Source organism: Elioraea rosea (genome assembly GCF_007644105.1).
GTDB classification, from domain to species: domain Bacteria; phylum Pseudomonadota; class Alphaproteobacteria; order Acetobacterales; family Acetobacteraceae; genus Elioraea_A; species Elioraea_A rosea.
Window position 1 is genome coordinate 1 of record NZ_VFAC01000024.1, and the last position, 14665, is coordinate 14665.

Genomic DNA, 14665 nt, shown 5'->3' on the forward strand with positions numbered 1-14665 from the left:
CGGGGCCGCTGCCTCGGGCATCACGGGCTCGGCCATCACGGGCTCGGCGATGGGGGCGACCTCGGCGACCGGCTCCGGCGCGGCGGCGCGCTCGGGGCGGCGGCTGCGGGTCCGCTTCGGCGACTCTGCGCGCTCCGGCTCCGGCTTGCGGCCCCTTGCCCTGCCGCGCCCGCGCGCCTTCGGCCGCTCGCCCATCACGTCGATCGAGACGGGGTCGAGCCCCTCGACCTGGATGCGCGGGATCGGCTTGCCGATCAGCTTCTCGATCGCCGCCAGAGCCTCGTCCTCCTCCACGGTCGCGAGCGTGAAGGCGCGGCCGGAGAGGCCCGCGCGGCCGGTGCGGCCGATGCGGTGAACGTAGTCCTCGGCGTGGAACGGCACGTCGAAATTGAACACGTGGCTGAGCCCACCGATGTCGATGCCGCGGGCGGCGACGTCGGAGCAGACGAGGATGGTGATCTCACCTGCCTTGAAGCGCTCGAGCGTCTCGGTGCGCTTGGGCTGCGTCATGTCGCCGTGCAGCTGGCCCGCGTTGAACCCGTGCCGCAGCAGAGATTTGCAGAGGATGTCGACATCGCGCTTGCGGTTGCAGAAGACGAGCGCGTTCTTCACGTCCTCGGAGCGGATCAGGCGCCGCAGCGCCTCGCGCTTGTCGTGCTCGCGCACCAGCGCGAGATTCTGCGCAACCGTCGAGGCCACGGTCGCCGGCGGCGAGACGGTGATCGTCTTCGGGTTCATCAGGAACGCATCCGCCAGGCGCCGGATCTCGGGCGGCATGGTGGCGGAGAAGAACAGCGTCTGCCGCATGCGGGGAAGCAGCGAGACGATCCGCTCGACATCGGGGATGAAGCCCATGTCGAGCATGCGGTCGGCCTCGTCGATCACGAGCATCCGCACGTCGGAGAGCAGCAGCCCGCCGCGCTCGAACAGGTCGATCAGCCGCCCGGGCGTGGCGATCAGCACGTCGACGCCGCGGTTCAGCCGAGCGACCTGGTCGCCCATGCTCTCGCCGCCGATGATCAGCGCGTACTCGAACTTCAGGTACTTCGTGTACTTGGTGAAGTTCTCGCCCACCTGGGCGGCGAGCTCGCGCGTCGGCTCGAGGATCAGCGCCCGCGGCATGCGGGCGCGCGCCCGGCCAGAGCTCATGATGTCGAGCATCGGCAAGGTGAAGGAGGCGGTCTTGCCCGTGCCCGTCTGGGCGCAGCCGAGCACGTCTCTGCCCATCAGGACGACGGGGATGGCCTGCTCCTGGATCGGCGTCGGGTGCAGGTAGCCGGCATCGGTGACGGCGCGGAGAACCTCGTCCGACAGGCCGAGATCGGCGAAGACGGACCGGGCCGGGCCCTCCACCGTGCTGGGGACCTCCGGCGCGTCCGGCGCGGGCGTGTCAGTCTCCTCCGCTGCGGCGTGGGCCGCCTCGGTCATCGGTTCCGGCGCCATGGCGGGCGCATCCGGCGCGTCTTCGGCGCCGTCAGGGTGAACGCTGTCGATCACTGGGCATCCTGGCAGCCGCGGCAGGGCGCGGGATGCGCAGTCCACGGGTGCGGGCAGTTATCGGCAGAGACGCCCCGAAGTCAAGGAAACCCGGGGCCTGCCTGGGTTGCGCGCGCCGGCTTCGGCGGCTGCCGCGGCGCCCGGCTCAGCCCGGGTCGGCGGGCGAAGGCGAGTGCTGCGACGAGGGTGCACATCATCGCGCCTGACCCCACCTAAGCTGCTGCGAAAACCCGGGCCGGGTAGCGACGCCCTCGCGCACCGAGGATCTGGCCCGCCGGTCCTGGCCCGCCGGTCCTGGCCCGCCGGCTCCGCCCGCCAGGTCTGGCCTGCCGGTTCTCGCCAGCATCGCCCTGGCTCCCACGCCAGTCAGTACCGCCCTACCATTGTGCCATGTCCCAGCCATTGATCCTGCTGCCCGGCCTGCTCTGCGACGCGACGCTCTGGGAGCATCAGCTGCGCCATCTCGGCGGTGACGGCCCCGTCACGGTCGCCGACCTGACGCGGGATGACAGCATCGGCGCAATGGCCGCGCGGGTGCTCGAGGCAGCCCCACCGACCTTCGACCTCGCCGGGCTTTCGATGGGCGGCTACCTCGCCTTCGAGATCATGCGCCGCGCGCCCGAGCGGGTCCGTCGCCTCGGCCTGATCGATACCTCCGCGGCGTCGGACACCGAGGAGCAGACTTCGCGCCGTCGAGGGCTGATCGATCTCGCCCGTCGCGGCCAGTTCAAGGGCGTGACGCCGCGCCTGCTGCCGCTCTTCCTCCACCCCGACAGGCTCGGCGAGGCGGCGCTGACGGAAGCGGTGATGGCAATGGCCGAGCGCGTGGGAGCGGAGGCCTTCCTTCGCCAGCAGCACGCCATCATGGGCCGTGCCGACAGCCGCCGGTCGCTTGCCGCCATCGCCTCACCCACCCTGGTGATCGTCGGGCGCGAGGACGCGCTGACGCCTGTCGCCGCGGCCGAGGAGATCGCTGCCGGAATCCCGCGCGCGCGCCTCGCGGTGATCGAGGAGTGCGGCCACCTCGCGACGATGGAGCGCCCCCAGGCGGTGACGGCGCTGATGCGGCTCTGGCGGGAGGGTGCGTTCGGCTGATCGCTCCCGTTATTTCCGGTCAGCGGCAGGTCGCAGCCCGTTAACCCCCCTCTGCTCTGATGCGCCCCGGCCGGCCCCGGAAGAGGGCCGGCCGCGAGGCGTTGAGGAGTGAAGGCATGAAGTTCACGAGCATCGGCGGTCGCGTGATCGGCGCGACAGCCCTTGTCGCGGCCGTCGCATCGGCCGTGTTCGGGACGGTCGTCGTCCTGCACGACCAGTCGAACATGGCGGAGGAAACGGAGCGCCGCGCCGTCGCCTCGATCGGGCAGTTCGGCTCTGCGCTGGAGGCCGAGCAGCGCCAGCTCGCGCTCACGGCAGCAACGCTTGCCGCACTTCCGCCGCTGCGCGAGGCCGTGCTGCGCGATGACCGCGACGCGACCTTGGCACTCCTGAAGGACACCCAGCCTGCCGCGGCCGGAACGCTCGCCGGCGCGCGGGTGAACGTCCACAAGGCGCCGGCCGTCGCCTTCGTGCGGGTGTGGAACCCCGGGGCGCACGGCGACGACATCTCCTCCCGCCGCCGCACCGTGACGGAGGCCGCGCGCACCGGCCGGCTGCAGCAGGGGCTCGAGGCGGGGCTCCGCGACATCTCCGTGTTCGGCGTCGCGCCCGTGATGCATGAGGGCCGCGCGATCGCCACCGTCGACATCGCTCTCGGCCTGACCGAGCCGGTGCTGAAACGCCTGGCCGCAGCGCTGGGGGCAGACATCTCGATCTTCCGACGCACCGAGAGCGGGCTCGAGCCGATCGGCTCGACGCTCGAAGGGGCGCCACGCATCGCGCCGGCGCTGCACGAGGCGGCGCTCGCCGGCCGCGCGGGAACCACCCAGGCGGAGGCGCGGGGGCGGCACTACGCCGTCGCCGTCCTGCCACTCGCAGACGTTTCCGGCCGCGCCATCGGCGTGGTCGAGATCGGCCATGACCTGACGCCGCAGCTCGCCGCGCAGCGCGAGGGCCTTGCCTTCATCGCGCTGGCTGCCCTCGGCGTTCTCGTCCTCGCCGGGCTCGCAGGCTTCCTGCTCTCGCGCCCCATCGTGCGGCCGATCCGCCGCATGACGGAGGCGATGGAGAAGCTCGCCGCGGGAGACGTCGCGGTCACGGTCGAGGGCGCGGGCCGTGCCGACGAGATCGGCGCGATGGCCGCGGCCGTCGAGGTGTTCCGGCAGGACCGCATCGAGGCGCAGCGGCTGCGCGAGGAGCAGGAGCGCGCCAAGGCCGCCGCGGAGGAGGAGAAGCGCGCGGCGATGGCGGCGCTCGCCGACGCGTTCGAGCGTTCGGTCGCCGCCCGTGTCGGTGCGGTCGCGAAACGCGCCGAGGAGATGCGCGGCACCGCGGAGAGGATGAGCGGCACCGCAGGCGCGCTCGCGCGCGATGCCGCGCAGGTCGCAGGTTCCGCGGAGGAGGCGGGTGGCTCGGTCCAGTCGGTCGCGGCAGCGGCGGAGGAGCTCGCCGCCTCGCTCGCAGAGATCAGCCGCCAGGTCGCGCAGTCTGCCGAGGTGGCCCGCGGCGCGGTGACCATCGCCGACGAGGGCACGAGCCAGATGCGCACACTCGAGACGGCCGCTCTCCAGATCGGCGACGTCGTGCGGCTGATCGGCGACATCGCGGGGCAGACGAACCTCCTGGCGCTCAACGCCACGATCGAGGCCGCGCGTGCGGGCGAGGCAGGCAAGGGCTTCGCCGTCGTCGCCTCGGAGGTGAAGAACCTCGCAGGCCAGACCGCGAAGGCGACCGAGGAGATCGCGCGCACCGTGCAGGAGATGCAGGGCGCGACGCGCCAGGCCGTCGAGACGATCGGCTCGATCGGCAAGGTGGTCAGCCAGATGAATGGGGTGACGAGCTCGATCGCCGCGGCCGTCGAGGAGCAGGGTGCGGCTACGGCGGAGATCAGCCGCTCGGTTCAGCAGGCTGCGAGCGGCGCGCAGGCCGTCTCAGCGACCGTCGGTGCCGTGTCGCACGCGGCGGAGCAGACCGGCGGGGCGGCGGAGACGGTGCGCGGCGTGGCGGGCGAGCTCGGCGCCGAGGCGACGGCGCTGACCGAGGAGGTCGGCCGCTTCCTCGCCGAGGTGCGCCGCAGCGACTGAGCTCCGAGGCGGGGGAATGTCTTCGGGCGGGCCGGGGTGCTGGCAATCACCCCGCGCCGGCCCGAGCCGTGCTATGGTTGTTCCGCTCGCAGAAAGCGACGGGGAACGGTGCATGCCTGGAACGGGGGACGTCACGGGGTTCGCGGAAGCCTTCTTCCGCTTCGGTCCATATTTCCTGGTCGTCCTGCTGATCGCGACGGGCGTGGGGCTCCTGATCGGCAGCCAGCCCGACTGGCTCGACAAGCGCAAGCGCTTCTGGCTGTCCGTCGGCTTCTTCGGCGCCTCGGCCGTCGTTTCTGTCATGGCGCTCTATGACTGGGGCACGGAACGGCGCAACGAGGTGATCGCCCGCGCCGAGGCGGAAGCGAGACAGATCGTCACCGCAGCCGAACAGGAGGCGAGCCGCGTGCGCGCCGCCTCCCGCCAGGAGGCCGACCGATGGTTCGTCCGACGCATCCAGGTGCGACTCGGCGGCGCCGATGTGGCCGTGCGCGGCATCGTGCTGCCGCAGACGGCGATGGACGACTACGACGTCGTCTGGCAGATCAGCCCGGGCGACTGGCGGCTGCAGGTCTACATCTTCGGCCGCGTGCCGATCACTGAGGTGCATGTGCCGATCGTCTATCTCGAGGTCGAGGATCCCGGGCACCGGACGCGAACGCCGCTGCCACTCTGTGTCGCGCATGTCGCGCGAGCCACTATGATCGAGATCCTCGCGCCGATGGCGCCGTCCGGCCAGCCGGCGCAGATCGGCCCGAGCCTCCGCGTGCTCGCGGGCCAGACGGTGCTCGCGCCCGACACCTGCCTGAGGCCGGCATGAGGGCGCACGCGGCACTCCTTTTCTGCGCGGCGCTACTGTTGCCGGCCGCAGCGTCCGCCGCCTGCCCGGACTGGCTCACGACGGACATGACCGAGCGCGGCGTGCCGCAGCGCGAGATCGCGCGCATGTGCGGGCCGCCGCTCGTGCGGAGCCTCGCGCCCTCGCTGTCTGCCCCTGCGCCCGCAGCCGCACCCGCGCCAGCGCAGCGTGCTGCGGGTCCATCCAACCGATGCGTGCCCGAACAGGGGGTGGCGTGCGAGACGCGCAGCCCACGGGTCGTCGGCAGCCCGTGCTGGTGCTTCGGCGCTGGCGGGGAACCCGTTTCCGGAACGATCCGCTAGCGACAGCCTCCGACCGCCTCGCGGTGCCGCGCGTCAGCCCGCCTCGCCGTGGGTTCGCGGATAGGCGCTTGGCAGCGGTGATTGCCAGCCTGTGAGAAGGCCAGGATCGGCGTCGAACACCTCGACCCGGAGCGGGTGGCAGGCGACCGTGTCGGTCGAGTGGGTCTGGCCGCAATTGCCGCCCGGGCAGGCGGAGAGGGCGCCGAGCAGGTCGATCTCCGCGAAGAACTCGATGTAGTCGCCAGGACGCACCGGGCTCGCCTTCATGAAGTACTGGTGGGTGTCGCGCGTGAAGCCAGTGCACATGAACACGTTCAGCACGTCGTGCACGTGGTGCTCGACCTCCCGCGCCGGCCTGCCGAGCGCAGCACCCAGCGCGCGCGCGAGGTTCGAGTGGCAGCAGCGGTGGAAGTCGGTGCCGTTGAGCAGCCGGTTCGTGTACGGGTCGCAGCGCGTTCCGATCACGTCATGGATGCCGGCGCCGTCCTGGTCCCAGCCGTACCAGCCGAGCGTATCGTGGGTGATCGTCGCCATCGGGCGGAGATGCGGCAGGCTGCTCCAGAGCCTGTCGCCCGTGCTCACATGGGTCGCATGGATGGCCCGCGTCTTGCCGCTGAAGAACCGCTCGGAGAGGTCGTCTGCGTTCCAGAGGTTGAGGTCGCCGACCTGCGGCCCGTCGGTGCAGACGATGCGGAAGAACTGTCCCTTCCGCACTTGGAACGAGCATCCGTCCCTTGGCGGCGCGACCGCTTCGCCCACCTTGGTGAGCGTCCGCCTCGCCTGGCCGAGCATCGCCATGTCGGGCGGTGCGAGCGCATCAGTCGGATAGACGATGGCGATCGGCTGCGCCCTGCGCTCCGCTGCGTCGGGCGGTTCTGCGACTGGCTCAGGCTGCGTCATACGTCCACCGCCTCGGCGTCCATCCTCGCCGCGTTCTCCTGGATGAAGGCGAAGCGGAGTTCCGGCTTGCGCCCCATCAGCGCCTCGACGATGTCCTGCGTGCGGGCGAACTGCTCGGGCGGCGTCGTCACCCGGAGAAGCGTGCGTCGCTTCGGGTCCATGGTCGTCTCGCGCAAGGTCGCGGGCGGCATCTCGCCGAGGCCCTTGAAGCGGCTGACCTCGATCTTCGTCCCCGCCTTGAACTGCTTCCGCGCCGGCTCGAGCGCGGCATCGTCCTGGGCATAGACGGTCCTGCCCGCGCCGGAGAGCCTGTAGAGGGGCGGGCGGGCGAGAAAGACGTGGCCTCGGCGCACGAGCTCCGGCAGCTCGCGCCAGAAGAACGTCATCAGCAGGGCTGCGATGTGCGCGCCGTCGACGTCCGCATCGGTCATGATGATGATGCGGCCGTAGCGAAGGCGCTCGAGGCTGAACTGACTGCCTGTGCCGCAGCCGAGCGCCTCGATGAGGTCCTTCAGCTCCTGGTTGGCCTTCAGCTTGTCGGCAGAGGCGGAGGCGACGTTGAGGATCTTGCCGCGCAGCGGCAGCACCGCCTGGTTCTCGCGCGAGCGCGCCTGCTTGGCCGAGCCGCCCGCGCTGTCGCCCTCCACGATGAAGAGCTCCGATCCGTCGCGCTCCTCGCGCGAACAGTCGGCGAGCTTGCCGGGAAGGCGGAGCTTGCGCGTCGCGGTCTTGCGTGCCGTCGTCGCCTGCTCGCGCCGGGCAAGCCGCTCGTCGGCCCGCGAGATGGCGAAGGCGAGCAGGTTCGCGGCCGTCTCCGGGTCGCCGGTCAGCCAGTGGTCGAACCGGTCGCGGATCGCGTTCTCGACCCAGCGCGCGGCCTCGGGCGTGGTCAGCTTGTCCTTCGTCTGGCCCTGGAACTGCGGCTCGCGGATGAAGGCCGACAGCATCGCCGCCGCCCCGCCCATCAGGTCCTCGCCCGTGACCTGCGCGGCACGCCTGTTGCCGACCATCTCGCCATAGGCGCGCAGGCCCTTCAGCAGCGCCGCACGGAACCCCTGCTCATGCGTGCCGCCGAGCGGCGTGGGCACGGTGTTGCAGTAGGCGTTGAGGAACCCCTCGCCGGAGATCAGCCAGGTGACGGCCCACTCGACCTTGCCGCCGCCCTCCATGGCGGTTTCGCCCTCGAAATGGCGTGGCGTGAGCTGCTCGCGCCCCTCCGTCGCCGCGCCGAGGAAGTCCGCGAGCCCGCCGGGGAAGTGCAGCACCGCCTCGGCGGGCGTGGTGTCGTCCTTGCCGATGAGGGAAGGGTTGCAGCGCCAGCGGATCTCGACGCCGCGGAACAGGTAGGCCTTCGACCGCGCCATGCGGAACAGCCGCGCGGGACGGAAATGCCCGTCCTTGAAGATCGTCCGGTCGGGGCGGAAGCGCACCTCCGTGCCGCGGCGGTTGTTCACCGCGCCCTTGTTGACGAGCTTCGTTGTCGGCTTCCCCTTCGAGAAGCCCATCGTGTAGAGCGTCCGGTCGCGCGCGACCTCGATCTCCATCGTCTCGGCGAGCGCGTTCACGACGGAGGCGCCGACGCCGTGCAGGCCGCCCGAGGTGGCATAGGCCTTGCCGCCGAACTTGCCGCCCGAGTGCAGCGTGGTGAGGATCACCTCGAGGGCGGACTTGTCCTTGAACTTCGGATGGGGGTCGACCGGGATCCCCCGCCCGTTGTCGCGCACCGTCACCCAGTCGTCCTTGCCGAGCGAGAGCTCGATGAAGGTCGCGTGGCCCCCGACCGCCTCGTCCATCGCGTTGTCGAGGATCTCAGCGACGAGGTGGTGCAGCGCCCCCTCGTCGGTGCCGCCGATGTACATGCCAGGCCGGCGCCGGACGGGCTCGAGCCCCTCCAGGACCTCGATGTCCTTCGCGGTGTAGGCCGCCTCGGCCCCGCCCTTCGCGCCGCCGCGGCTGAACAGGTCGTTCATGCTGTGTTCCTGAGTTGGGCAGGCACAGTAGGCGATCGACCTTCCACGCCACAAGCGCTTGTGGCAGTGACCGCGACATGGACGCACCGCTGACCCTTCTGGGCCAGAATCTTCTCTCGCCGATGCTGCTCGCCTTCTGCCTCGGCATCGCCGCGCAGAGGCTCGGGTCCGACCTGCGCCTGCCGGACCCCGTGCACCAGGCGCTGACGATCTACCTCCTTCTCGCGATCGGCATGAAGGGCGGCGTGGCGCTCTCCGTCTCGCCTCTGTCCGAGGTGGTGCTGCCGCTCGCGGGCTCGCTCATCCTCGGCGCGGCGATCCCGTTCTGGTGCTACCCCGTTCTCAGGCGCTTCGGGCGATTCGAGCCGGCCGATGCGGCCGCCGTCGCCGCGCACTACGCCTCCGTCTCCGCCGTCACCTTCGTCGCCGGTCTCGCCTGGCTCGAGGGCGCGAAGGTGCCGGTCGAGGGGTTCATGCCAGCGCTTCTCGCGGTGATGGAGGCGCCCGGCATCGCGGTCGCGGTGCTGCTCGGCCGCCGCGCGATGGGCGGAGAGGTGGGGTTCGGCGCGCTTGCCGCGGAGGTGCTGGCCGGGCGGTCGATCCTGCTGCTGATCGGCGGGCTCGTGATCGGGGCGCTGACGGGGGAGCGCGGCTACGCGCCGGTCGCCCCGTTCTTCGCCTCCGGATTCGCAGGCGCCCTGACGCTGTTCCTGCTCGACATGGGGGTGACGGCGGCGCGGCGCTTCGGCGACCTTCGCCGGGTGGGCCCGTTCCTCCTCGGCTTCGCCATCGTCGCACCACTGCTGAACGGCGTCGCCGGCGCGTTCGTCGGCCGCGCCGTGGGGCTCGGCGAGGGCGGCATCGCGATGCTCGCGATCCTCTCCGCCTCTGCGAGCTACATCGCTGCACCGGCCGCCGTGCGCCTTGCCCTGCCCGAGGCGAACCCGGCCTTCGCGCTGACGGCGGCCTTGGCGGTGACCTTCCCCTTCAACCTCTCGCTCGGCCTGCCGCTCTACGCGGCCCTGGCGCGCGCGATCGCAGGAGGCGGCTGATGGCGACGCTCAGGCTCATCACCATCCTCGCGGAAGCGGAGGTGTCCGACAGGCTTCTGCGCGACCTCGGCGCGCTCGGCGTGCGCGGCTGGAACCTCATCCACGGCGAGGGGCACTGGAACCGCGCGCTCGACACGGCAGGCCCGGCCGATTTCGACGGGCCGACCGTGCGGATCGAGACGGTGGCGGAGGAGAAGGTGGCGGAGGCGGTGATGGCGCATCTCGCCGCAGCCTGGTTCCCGCGCTTCGCCGTCTTCGCCTGGGTGACGGATGCCGAGGTGATGCGGCCCGGGAAGTACGCCTGACGGGTCTGCCTAGCGGAATACGACGCCCGGCACGCGCAGTTCCGACCCAAGGAAGGGAAGCACGGCATTGCGCCCGCGGGAGTAGGCCCAGAGGCACACCTCTGTGTCGGCAGGCGCGATGCGGCGGTAGGAGTGCCAGCGCGCGGAAAACGAGCTCCAGCCCTGCTGGCCGATCGTGCGGACGCCCTGGCGCAGCGCGAACATCTGCGCCACCGGCTGGTAGCCGGCCTCTGCCGCGACGGCGGTGTTGCAGCCGCAGAGCATGAGAACGGAGCTCGGGCTCCAGGGAAGCTGCGTCATCCGCCCGATATGGCCGCTCGCGAGCGTGATGTCGGTCGGGCACATCCTGTTGGTGCGGTCGATCCCCGCGAGCTCGATCCCGCCCTCGAGGCCGCCGGGATACGGCCCGCCGGGCGAGGCATGGGTGAAGAGCCCGCCGCAGAGCACGTTGGCGCCGGCGCCGCGCGCCTCTTCCGCTACCCTGTCCCACGCCAAAAGGAGCTCGGGCACGGAGGTGGCGCCGTATTTCAGCGGCACGCTGCCGGGGAACCAGAAGGAAGCGCGGCGCAGGAACGTGTCGGCCGCGCGTTCGAACGCGCGGTCGGCCACGTTGTCGTAGTAGATCGCGAACACCGCCTGGGCCGGGCCCGAGCGCCCGGCACCAGGGGTGAAGCCGAGTTCCGGAAGCGGGTGGTACATCCCCGCCCGTCAGCCCTTCTGCAGGTGCGCCTCGAGGAACCAGAGGTCCTTGTCGAGCTGTCGGGAGAGCGCGGTGAGAATGTCGGCCGCGTCCGCGTCGCCCATTTCATCGGTCTCGTCGATGCCCTTGCGGACAGACTTTCCGAGTGCGGCGGCACGGTCGGCGAGTTCGCCGACGAGCTTCATTCCGTCGAACACGTCGGCGGGAAAGGGGGCAAGCGACGTGCCCTTCTCCACCGCCTGCACGCTGCCCATCGCCGTGCCGCCGAGCGCCGTGATCCTTTCCGCCATCTCGTCGATATGCGGCGAGTAGGCGGCCTGCATCGTGTCGAACATCTCGTGCAGGGCAATGAACTGCGGGCCCTTCACGTTCCAGTGCGCATGCTTCAGGGCGAGCTGGAAATCGACGACGTCTGCGAGCCGGCTGTTGAGGAGGGCGGCGACGCCCTTCCGGGCATTGGCGGCGATGTCATTGCGGGTCTTGTGCATGTGTCTCTCCTTCGCTCGCCTCAACGTGGAACCGCCCCATCGGTTGCGTCAACCCGCAGCCGCAATGACCTCCTCGGCCGGCAAGATGCCGAGCAGCGTGGCCGCGGGCCCGGGCCGGAACACGGCGAGCGCGCCTTCGGGGAACTGCGACTGCGCGACCGACCGGCCGAGCACCATGGCGAGCGGCACGATGTGGCCGACGAGGATGTCGTTGCCGCTCCGCGGCGCCTCGGCGAGACGCTGGCGCGTCCGGGCGATGTTGGCTGCGAGCAGCGCGCCGTCATGGGTGTAGTCGTCCGCCGTCAGGAACGGCTCGATTCGGTATCGGTTCGCCCCGAAGGCGAGCGCTGCGGTGTCGGCGGCACGGAACACCGGGCTCGCGAGAACCTCGCCGACCGGCACGCCGAGGGAACGCAGTGCACGGCCGAGCGCTTCGGCCTGGGCGCGGCCCGCTTCGGAGAGGTTCCGCTGGCCCGCACGGTCGCCGAGCCGACCGGTATCGGCCTGGCTACGGTCGGTGATCGCGTGGCGCATGTAGACGGTGTGGCCGCCGCGGCGAAGCGCATCGATCAGCGAGGTCTCCGCCCGGGCCGCAACCGGCGCGGCGAGGGCAGCGAGAACGAGCCGGCGTCGAAACATCACCGATCCGTCATCCGACGATGAAGACCTCGTGCACCGCGCTCTGTACGCCGCCGCCGACGATCGGCCCGCCACCGGCGACGTAGATCCGGTCGCCGACCGCCGCCGCGCCGAGCCCGTGGCGCGGCGTCGGCATCGGCGCGTGGTGCTGCCAGGTGTCCGTCGCAGGCGCGTAGCTCTCCATCTGGCCGAACACGTTGCCCGTCGGGCCGCCCGGCGCGCCCGGCGTGCCGCCTTCTCCACCCATGACGTAGATCCGGTCGCCGACCACGGCCGCACCCTGGCCGGAGCGCGGCGTCGGCAGCGGCGCGCGGAGGGACCAGCGGTCGGACGCGGGGTCGTAGACGTGGTGCAGGGCGGTGTTGTTGCCGAAATCGTTGAAGCGCCCGCCGATGACGTGGATCAGCCCGCCGAAGGAGACGGTGCCGGTATGGTCGCGCGCGCCGGGAAGCGGGCGGGCGACCGTCCAGCGATCGGTCGCTGGGTCGTAGATCTCGTGCCAGCCGACGGAGGCACGGTCCGTCCCGTCTCCGGCGCCGCCGATATGGTGCAGCTTGCCGCCGACCATCACCGCCGCTCCGGCCCCGCGCGGGCGCGGCAGCGGCGCGATCGCCCGCCAGCGGTCGGCGCCATGCTCCCAGGCGAAGCAGTCGCTGTGCGGCGTGCGGTTCTGCTCGACGAAGCCGCCGAGCGCGTAGATCACGCCCGCCTCCTCGAAGGCGACGACGCCGACATGGTTGGCCCCACGCGGCAGCGGCGCGAGCGTCACCCAGCGATCCGCGTCGGGCTCGTAGGCATGGTGGTAGTTGCGGTCCACCCGCTGCTCGCCATAGCCGCCGATGATGTGCACGCGGCCCTTCAGCGCCACGCCCCAGGCCATCTCGCTTCGCGGAAGCGGCAGCGGCGCGCGTGGCTCCCACCGCCCCGGCGGGCCTGCGGGAGCGGGGCTGTCGGTCACCCATTGCTGGGCCGTCTGCGGCGGAAGCGGCACCGCGCCGGGTTCGCGGAGGGAGTGGAAGAGATCGCCGTGATGCGCATGGCCTCCCTGTGCCCACGCCCTGCCGACGAAGGGCAGGGCGAGGGCGGTTCCGAGAAGCGCGCGTCGTGCGAGCGTCATGCTGTTCTCCCGATGCGGACCGACCCCCTCTTATCGCAGGAATGCGGCGGCGGCATCGAGATCCGCCTGCGTCAGCCCATGACCTGCGGGAAGCATCCGCGCGGTGAGGGCTGCCCCCGCCGCGCGGAGCTGCCCGGCGAGGCGTTCGGCTATCTCTGGCGTGGCGATCGGGTCTGCGAGCCCGTTCAGAATCAGCACGCGACGGCCCGAGAGGTCGGCCACGGGCGGGGCCGAGAGCGGTGGCATCGCGCGCAGAAGCACCGCCTCGTCGAGCACATCAGGGTGCAGCAGCATCACCGCCGCGGCGATGTTGGCGCCATTGGAGAAGCCGAGTGCCGCGAGCGGCAGACCGCGCGCGTGGCGCCCGGCCGCTGCTTTCGCCCAGGCAGCGAGCTCTGCGGCGCGCGCGATGACATCGGCCTCGTCGAACATCCCTTCGGCGAAGCGGCGGAAGAAGCGAGGCGCGCCACGCTCCAGCACCTTGCCCCGCGGGCTGATCAGGACCGCATCGGGTGCGAGGGCACGGCCGAGCGGAACGAGGTCATGCTCGTTTCCGCCCGTGCCGTGCAGGAGCAGGAGCGCCCGTCTCGGCGCCGCATCGCGCGGCGCCTCGACGTGGTGGATGAAGCCGACCTCCGTTGCTGTCGCCGCGTCCATCACACGGCTTCCCGCGACGGCAGCTTCGGCAGCACCGCCTCGATCTCGGCACGATGCTTCTCGTAGCGCGCAGGCAGCATCAGCGCTTCGCCGAGCCGGTCTTTCGGCTCGTCGATCAGGAAGCCTGGATCGTCCGTCGCGATCTCGAACAGCACCCCGCCAGGCTCGCGGAAATAGGTGCTTCGGAAATAGTTCCGGTCCTGCTGCGGCGTGACGCGGAGGCCGAGCCCGCCGAGCGCACGGCTCGAGGCAGCCTGCGCGGCATCGTCGGCGGCGCGGAAGGCGACGTGGTGGATCGTTCCCGCGCCCTGCGCGCCACGCCAGAAGCCAGCGGCGGAGCGGAGGTCGATGATTGAGGCGAGCCCGCCGCCCGGATGGGTGAAGCGGTGACGCGCGCCCTCGACCGGCCCGGCCGCGTAGCCGAGCACCTCCGTCAGCACCCGCGCCGTCGGGGCGACATCGTCGAGCCACAGCGTGATGCCGCGGAAGCCGCGGATCGCATGCTCTTCCGGCATGCCCGCTGCCGCGTAGCCAGGCAGGGTGGCGGCCCCGGCATCGGTGACGAGCTCGAGCAGAAGCCCGTCAGGATCGCGGAAGGCAAGCACGGTCTCGTCGAACCGCTTCGTCGGTGGCTCGCACTCGATGCCCTTGGCGCCGAGGCGGTCGATCCAGAAGCCGAGCGAGGCGGGCGGGATAGCGAAGGCGATCTCCTCCGCCTGGCCCGTTCCGTGCCGGCCCTTCTGCGCGCCGACATAGGGGAAGAAGGTCAGGATCGTTCCGGGCGTGCCGGTCTCGTCACCGTAGTAGAGGTGATAGGTGCCCGGATCGTCGAAGTTCACCGTGCGCTTGATGAACCTGAGCCCCAGCACATCCCGGTAGAAGGTCAGGTTGCGGGCAGGATCATCGGCGATGGCGGTAATGTGGTGCAGCCGTCCGAGTTCGGTCATCGGGGTTCTCCGCGGCGGGGATTGGCCCGCGCTTTCGCCGCAACAGATGGCGC

Annotated in this window: 14 protein-coding genes; 5 read left to right on the forward strand and 9 right to left on the reverse strand. The window is 71.3% G+C overall.

Going from position 1 to position 14665, the window contains the following annotated elements:
• Window positions 1–1443, reverse strand: a 1443-nt coding sequence (locus tag FIF60_RS14375) for a DEAD/DEAH box helicase (protein WP_239451646.1), incomplete at its 3' end; no start/stop codon positions are given.
• 444 nt (window positions 1444–1887) lie between these two features.
• On the opposite strand from FIF60_RS14375, the gene FIF60_RS14380 reads away from it, so the two are divergent.
• From FIF60_RS14380 to FIF60_RS14390, 3 genes are all read left to right on the forward strand, one after another.
• Entirely contained in the window at window positions 1888–2592 is a 705-nt protein-coding gene (locus FIF60_RS14380) for an alpha/beta fold hydrolase (RefSeq protein WP_144186789.1), read from the forward strand.
• Window positions 2593–2708: 116 nt separating this feature from the next.
• A complete protein-coding gene (locus tag FIF60_RS14385) occupies window positions 2709–4676 on the forward strand; it encodes a methyl-accepting chemotaxis protein (protein WP_158639223.1) in 1968 nt (655 codons plus the stop codon).
• Between the two features lie 112 nt (window positions 4677–4788).
• Window positions 4789–5496, forward strand: a complete 708-nt coding sequence (locus FIF60_RS14390) for a hypothetical protein (protein ID WP_144186791.1) — start codon at window positions 4789–4791, stop codon at window positions 5494–5496.
• 374 nt (window positions 5497–5870) lie between these two features.
• On the opposite strand, the gene FIF60_RS14395 is transcribed toward FIF60_RS14390, so the two are convergent.
• On the reverse strand, window positions 5871–6737 hold the full coding sequence (locus FIF60_RS14395; RefSeq protein WP_144186792.1) for an urea carboxylase-associated family protein: 867 nt from the start codon (window positions 6735–6737) through the stop codon (window positions 5871–5873).
• Complete coding sequence (gene parE / locus FIF60_RS14400; protein ID WP_144186793.1) at window positions 6734–8707, reverse strand: DNA topoisomerase IV subunit B; 1974 nt, start codon at window positions 8705–8707, stop codon at window positions 6734–6736. Before parE ends, FIF60_RS14395 begins: the two co-directional genes overlap by 4 nt.
• A gap of 77 nt (window positions 8708–8784) precedes the next feature.
• On the opposite strand from parE, the gene FIF60_RS14405 reads away from it, so the two are divergent.
• Window positions 8785–9759: a sodium-dependent bicarbonate transport family permease gene (locus FIF60_RS14405; protein ID WP_144186794.1), complete on the forward strand. Its 975-nt coding sequence runs from the start codon at window positions 8785–8787 to the stop codon at window positions 9757–9759.
• Window positions 9759–10064, forward strand: coding sequence for a P-II family nitrogen regulator (locus FIF60_RS14410; RefSeq protein WP_144186795.1), 306 nt, complete (start codon window positions 9759–9761; stop codon window positions 10062–10064). Before FIF60_RS14405 ends, FIF60_RS14410 begins: the two co-directional genes overlap by 1 nt.
• 9 nt (window positions 10065–10073) lie before the next feature.
• Here FIF60_RS14410 and FIF60_RS14415 read toward each other — a convergent pair whose 3' ends face one another.
• The 6 genes from FIF60_RS14415 to FIF60_RS14440 are packed head-to-tail and all read right to left on the reverse strand — an operon-like array spanning window position 10074 to window position 14612.
• Window positions 10074–10763, reverse strand: a complete 690-nt coding sequence (locus FIF60_RS14415; protein ID WP_144186796.1) for a hypothetical protein — start codon at window positions 10761–10763, stop codon at window positions 10074–10076.
• Between the two features lie 9 nt (window positions 10764–10772).
• Window positions 10773–11276 (reverse strand): DNA starvation/stationary phase protection protein Dps, encoded by a 504-nt coding sequence (gene dps, locus FIF60_RS14420; protein WP_275426722.1) that lies wholly within the window; start codon window positions 11274–11276, stop codon window positions 10773–10775.
• A 24-nt stretch (window positions 11277–11300) separates the two neighbouring features.
• Window positions 11301–11891 carry a histidine phosphatase family protein gene (locus FIF60_RS14425; protein WP_144186798.1) on the reverse strand — a complete coding sequence of 197 codons (591 nt, stop codon included), beginning with the start codon at window positions 11889–11891 and terminating at the stop codon, window positions 11301–11303.
• A 10-nt stretch (window positions 11892–11901) separates the two neighbouring features.
• Window positions 11902–13008, reverse strand: a complete 1107-nt coding sequence (locus FIF60_RS14430; RefSeq protein WP_144186799.1) for a Kelch repeat-containing protein — start codon at window positions 13006–13008, stop codon at window positions 11902–11904.
• Window positions 13009–13038: 30 nt separating this feature from the next.
• On the reverse strand, window positions 13039–13665 hold the full coding sequence (locus FIF60_RS14435) for an alpha/beta hydrolase (RefSeq protein ID WP_144186800.1): 627 nt from the start codon (window positions 13663–13665) through the stop codon (window positions 13039–13041).
• Complete coding sequence (locus tag FIF60_RS14440) at window positions 13665–14612, reverse strand: ring-cleaving dioxygenase (RefSeq protein WP_144186801.1); 948 nt, start codon at window positions 14610–14612, stop codon at window positions 13665–13667. The genes FIF60_RS14435 and FIF60_RS14440 overlap by 1 nt, the downstream gene beginning before the upstream one ends.
• Window positions 14613–14665: the final 53 nt, after the last annotated feature.

What these genes read in the sequence shown, in the direction of transcription:
- FIF60_RS14380 (WP_144186789.1), top strand. Translation starts at nt 1,888, where the DNA reads ATGTCCCAGCCATTGATCCTGCTGCCCGGCCTGCTCTGCGACGCGACG.
- FIF60_RS14385 (WP_158639223.1), top strand. Translation starts at nt 2,709, where the DNA reads ATGAAGTTCACGAGCATCGGCGGTCGCGTGATCGGCGCGACAGCCCTT.
- FIF60_RS14390 (WP_144186791.1), top strand. Translation starts at nt 4,789, where the DNA reads ATGCCTGGAACGGGGGACGTCACGGGGTTCGCGGAAGCCTTCTTCCGC.
- FIF60_RS14395 (WP_144186792.1), bottom strand. Translation starts at nt 6,737, where the DNA reads ATGACGCAGCCTGAGCCAGTCGCAGAACCGCCCGACGCAGCGGAGCGC.
- parE (WP_144186793.1), bottom strand. Translation starts at nt 8,707, where the DNA reads ATGAACGACCTGTTCAGCCGCGGCGGCGCGAAGGGCGGGGCCGAGGCG.
- FIF60_RS14405 (WP_144186794.1), top strand. Translation starts at nt 8,785, where the DNA reads ATGGACGCACCGCTGACCCTTCTGGGCCAGAATCTTCTCTCGCCGATG.
- FIF60_RS14410 (WP_144186795.1), top strand. Translation starts at nt 9,759, where the DNA reads ATGGCGACGCTCAGGCTCATCACCATCCTCGCGGAAGCGGAGGTGTCC.
- FIF60_RS14415 (WP_144186796.1), bottom strand. Translation starts at nt 10,763, where the DNA reads ATGTACCACCCGCTTCCGGAACTCGGCTTCACCCCTGGTGCCGGGCGC.
- FIF60_RS14425 (WP_144186798.1), bottom strand. Translation starts at nt 11,891, where the DNA reads ATGTTTCGACGCCGGCTCGTTCTCGCTGCCCTCGCCGCGCCGGTTGCG.
- FIF60_RS14430 (WP_144186799.1), bottom strand. Translation starts at nt 13,008, where the DNA reads ATGACGCTCGCACGACGCGCGCTTCTCGGAACCGCCCTCGCCCTGCCC.
- FIF60_RS14435 (WP_144186800.1), bottom strand. Translation starts at nt 13,665, where the DNA reads ATGGACGCGGCGACAGCAACGGAGGTCGGCTTCATCCACCACGTCGAG.
- FIF60_RS14440 (WP_144186801.1), bottom strand. Translation starts at nt 14,612, where the DNA reads ATGACCGAACTCGGACGGCTGCACCACATTACCGCCATCGCCGATGAT.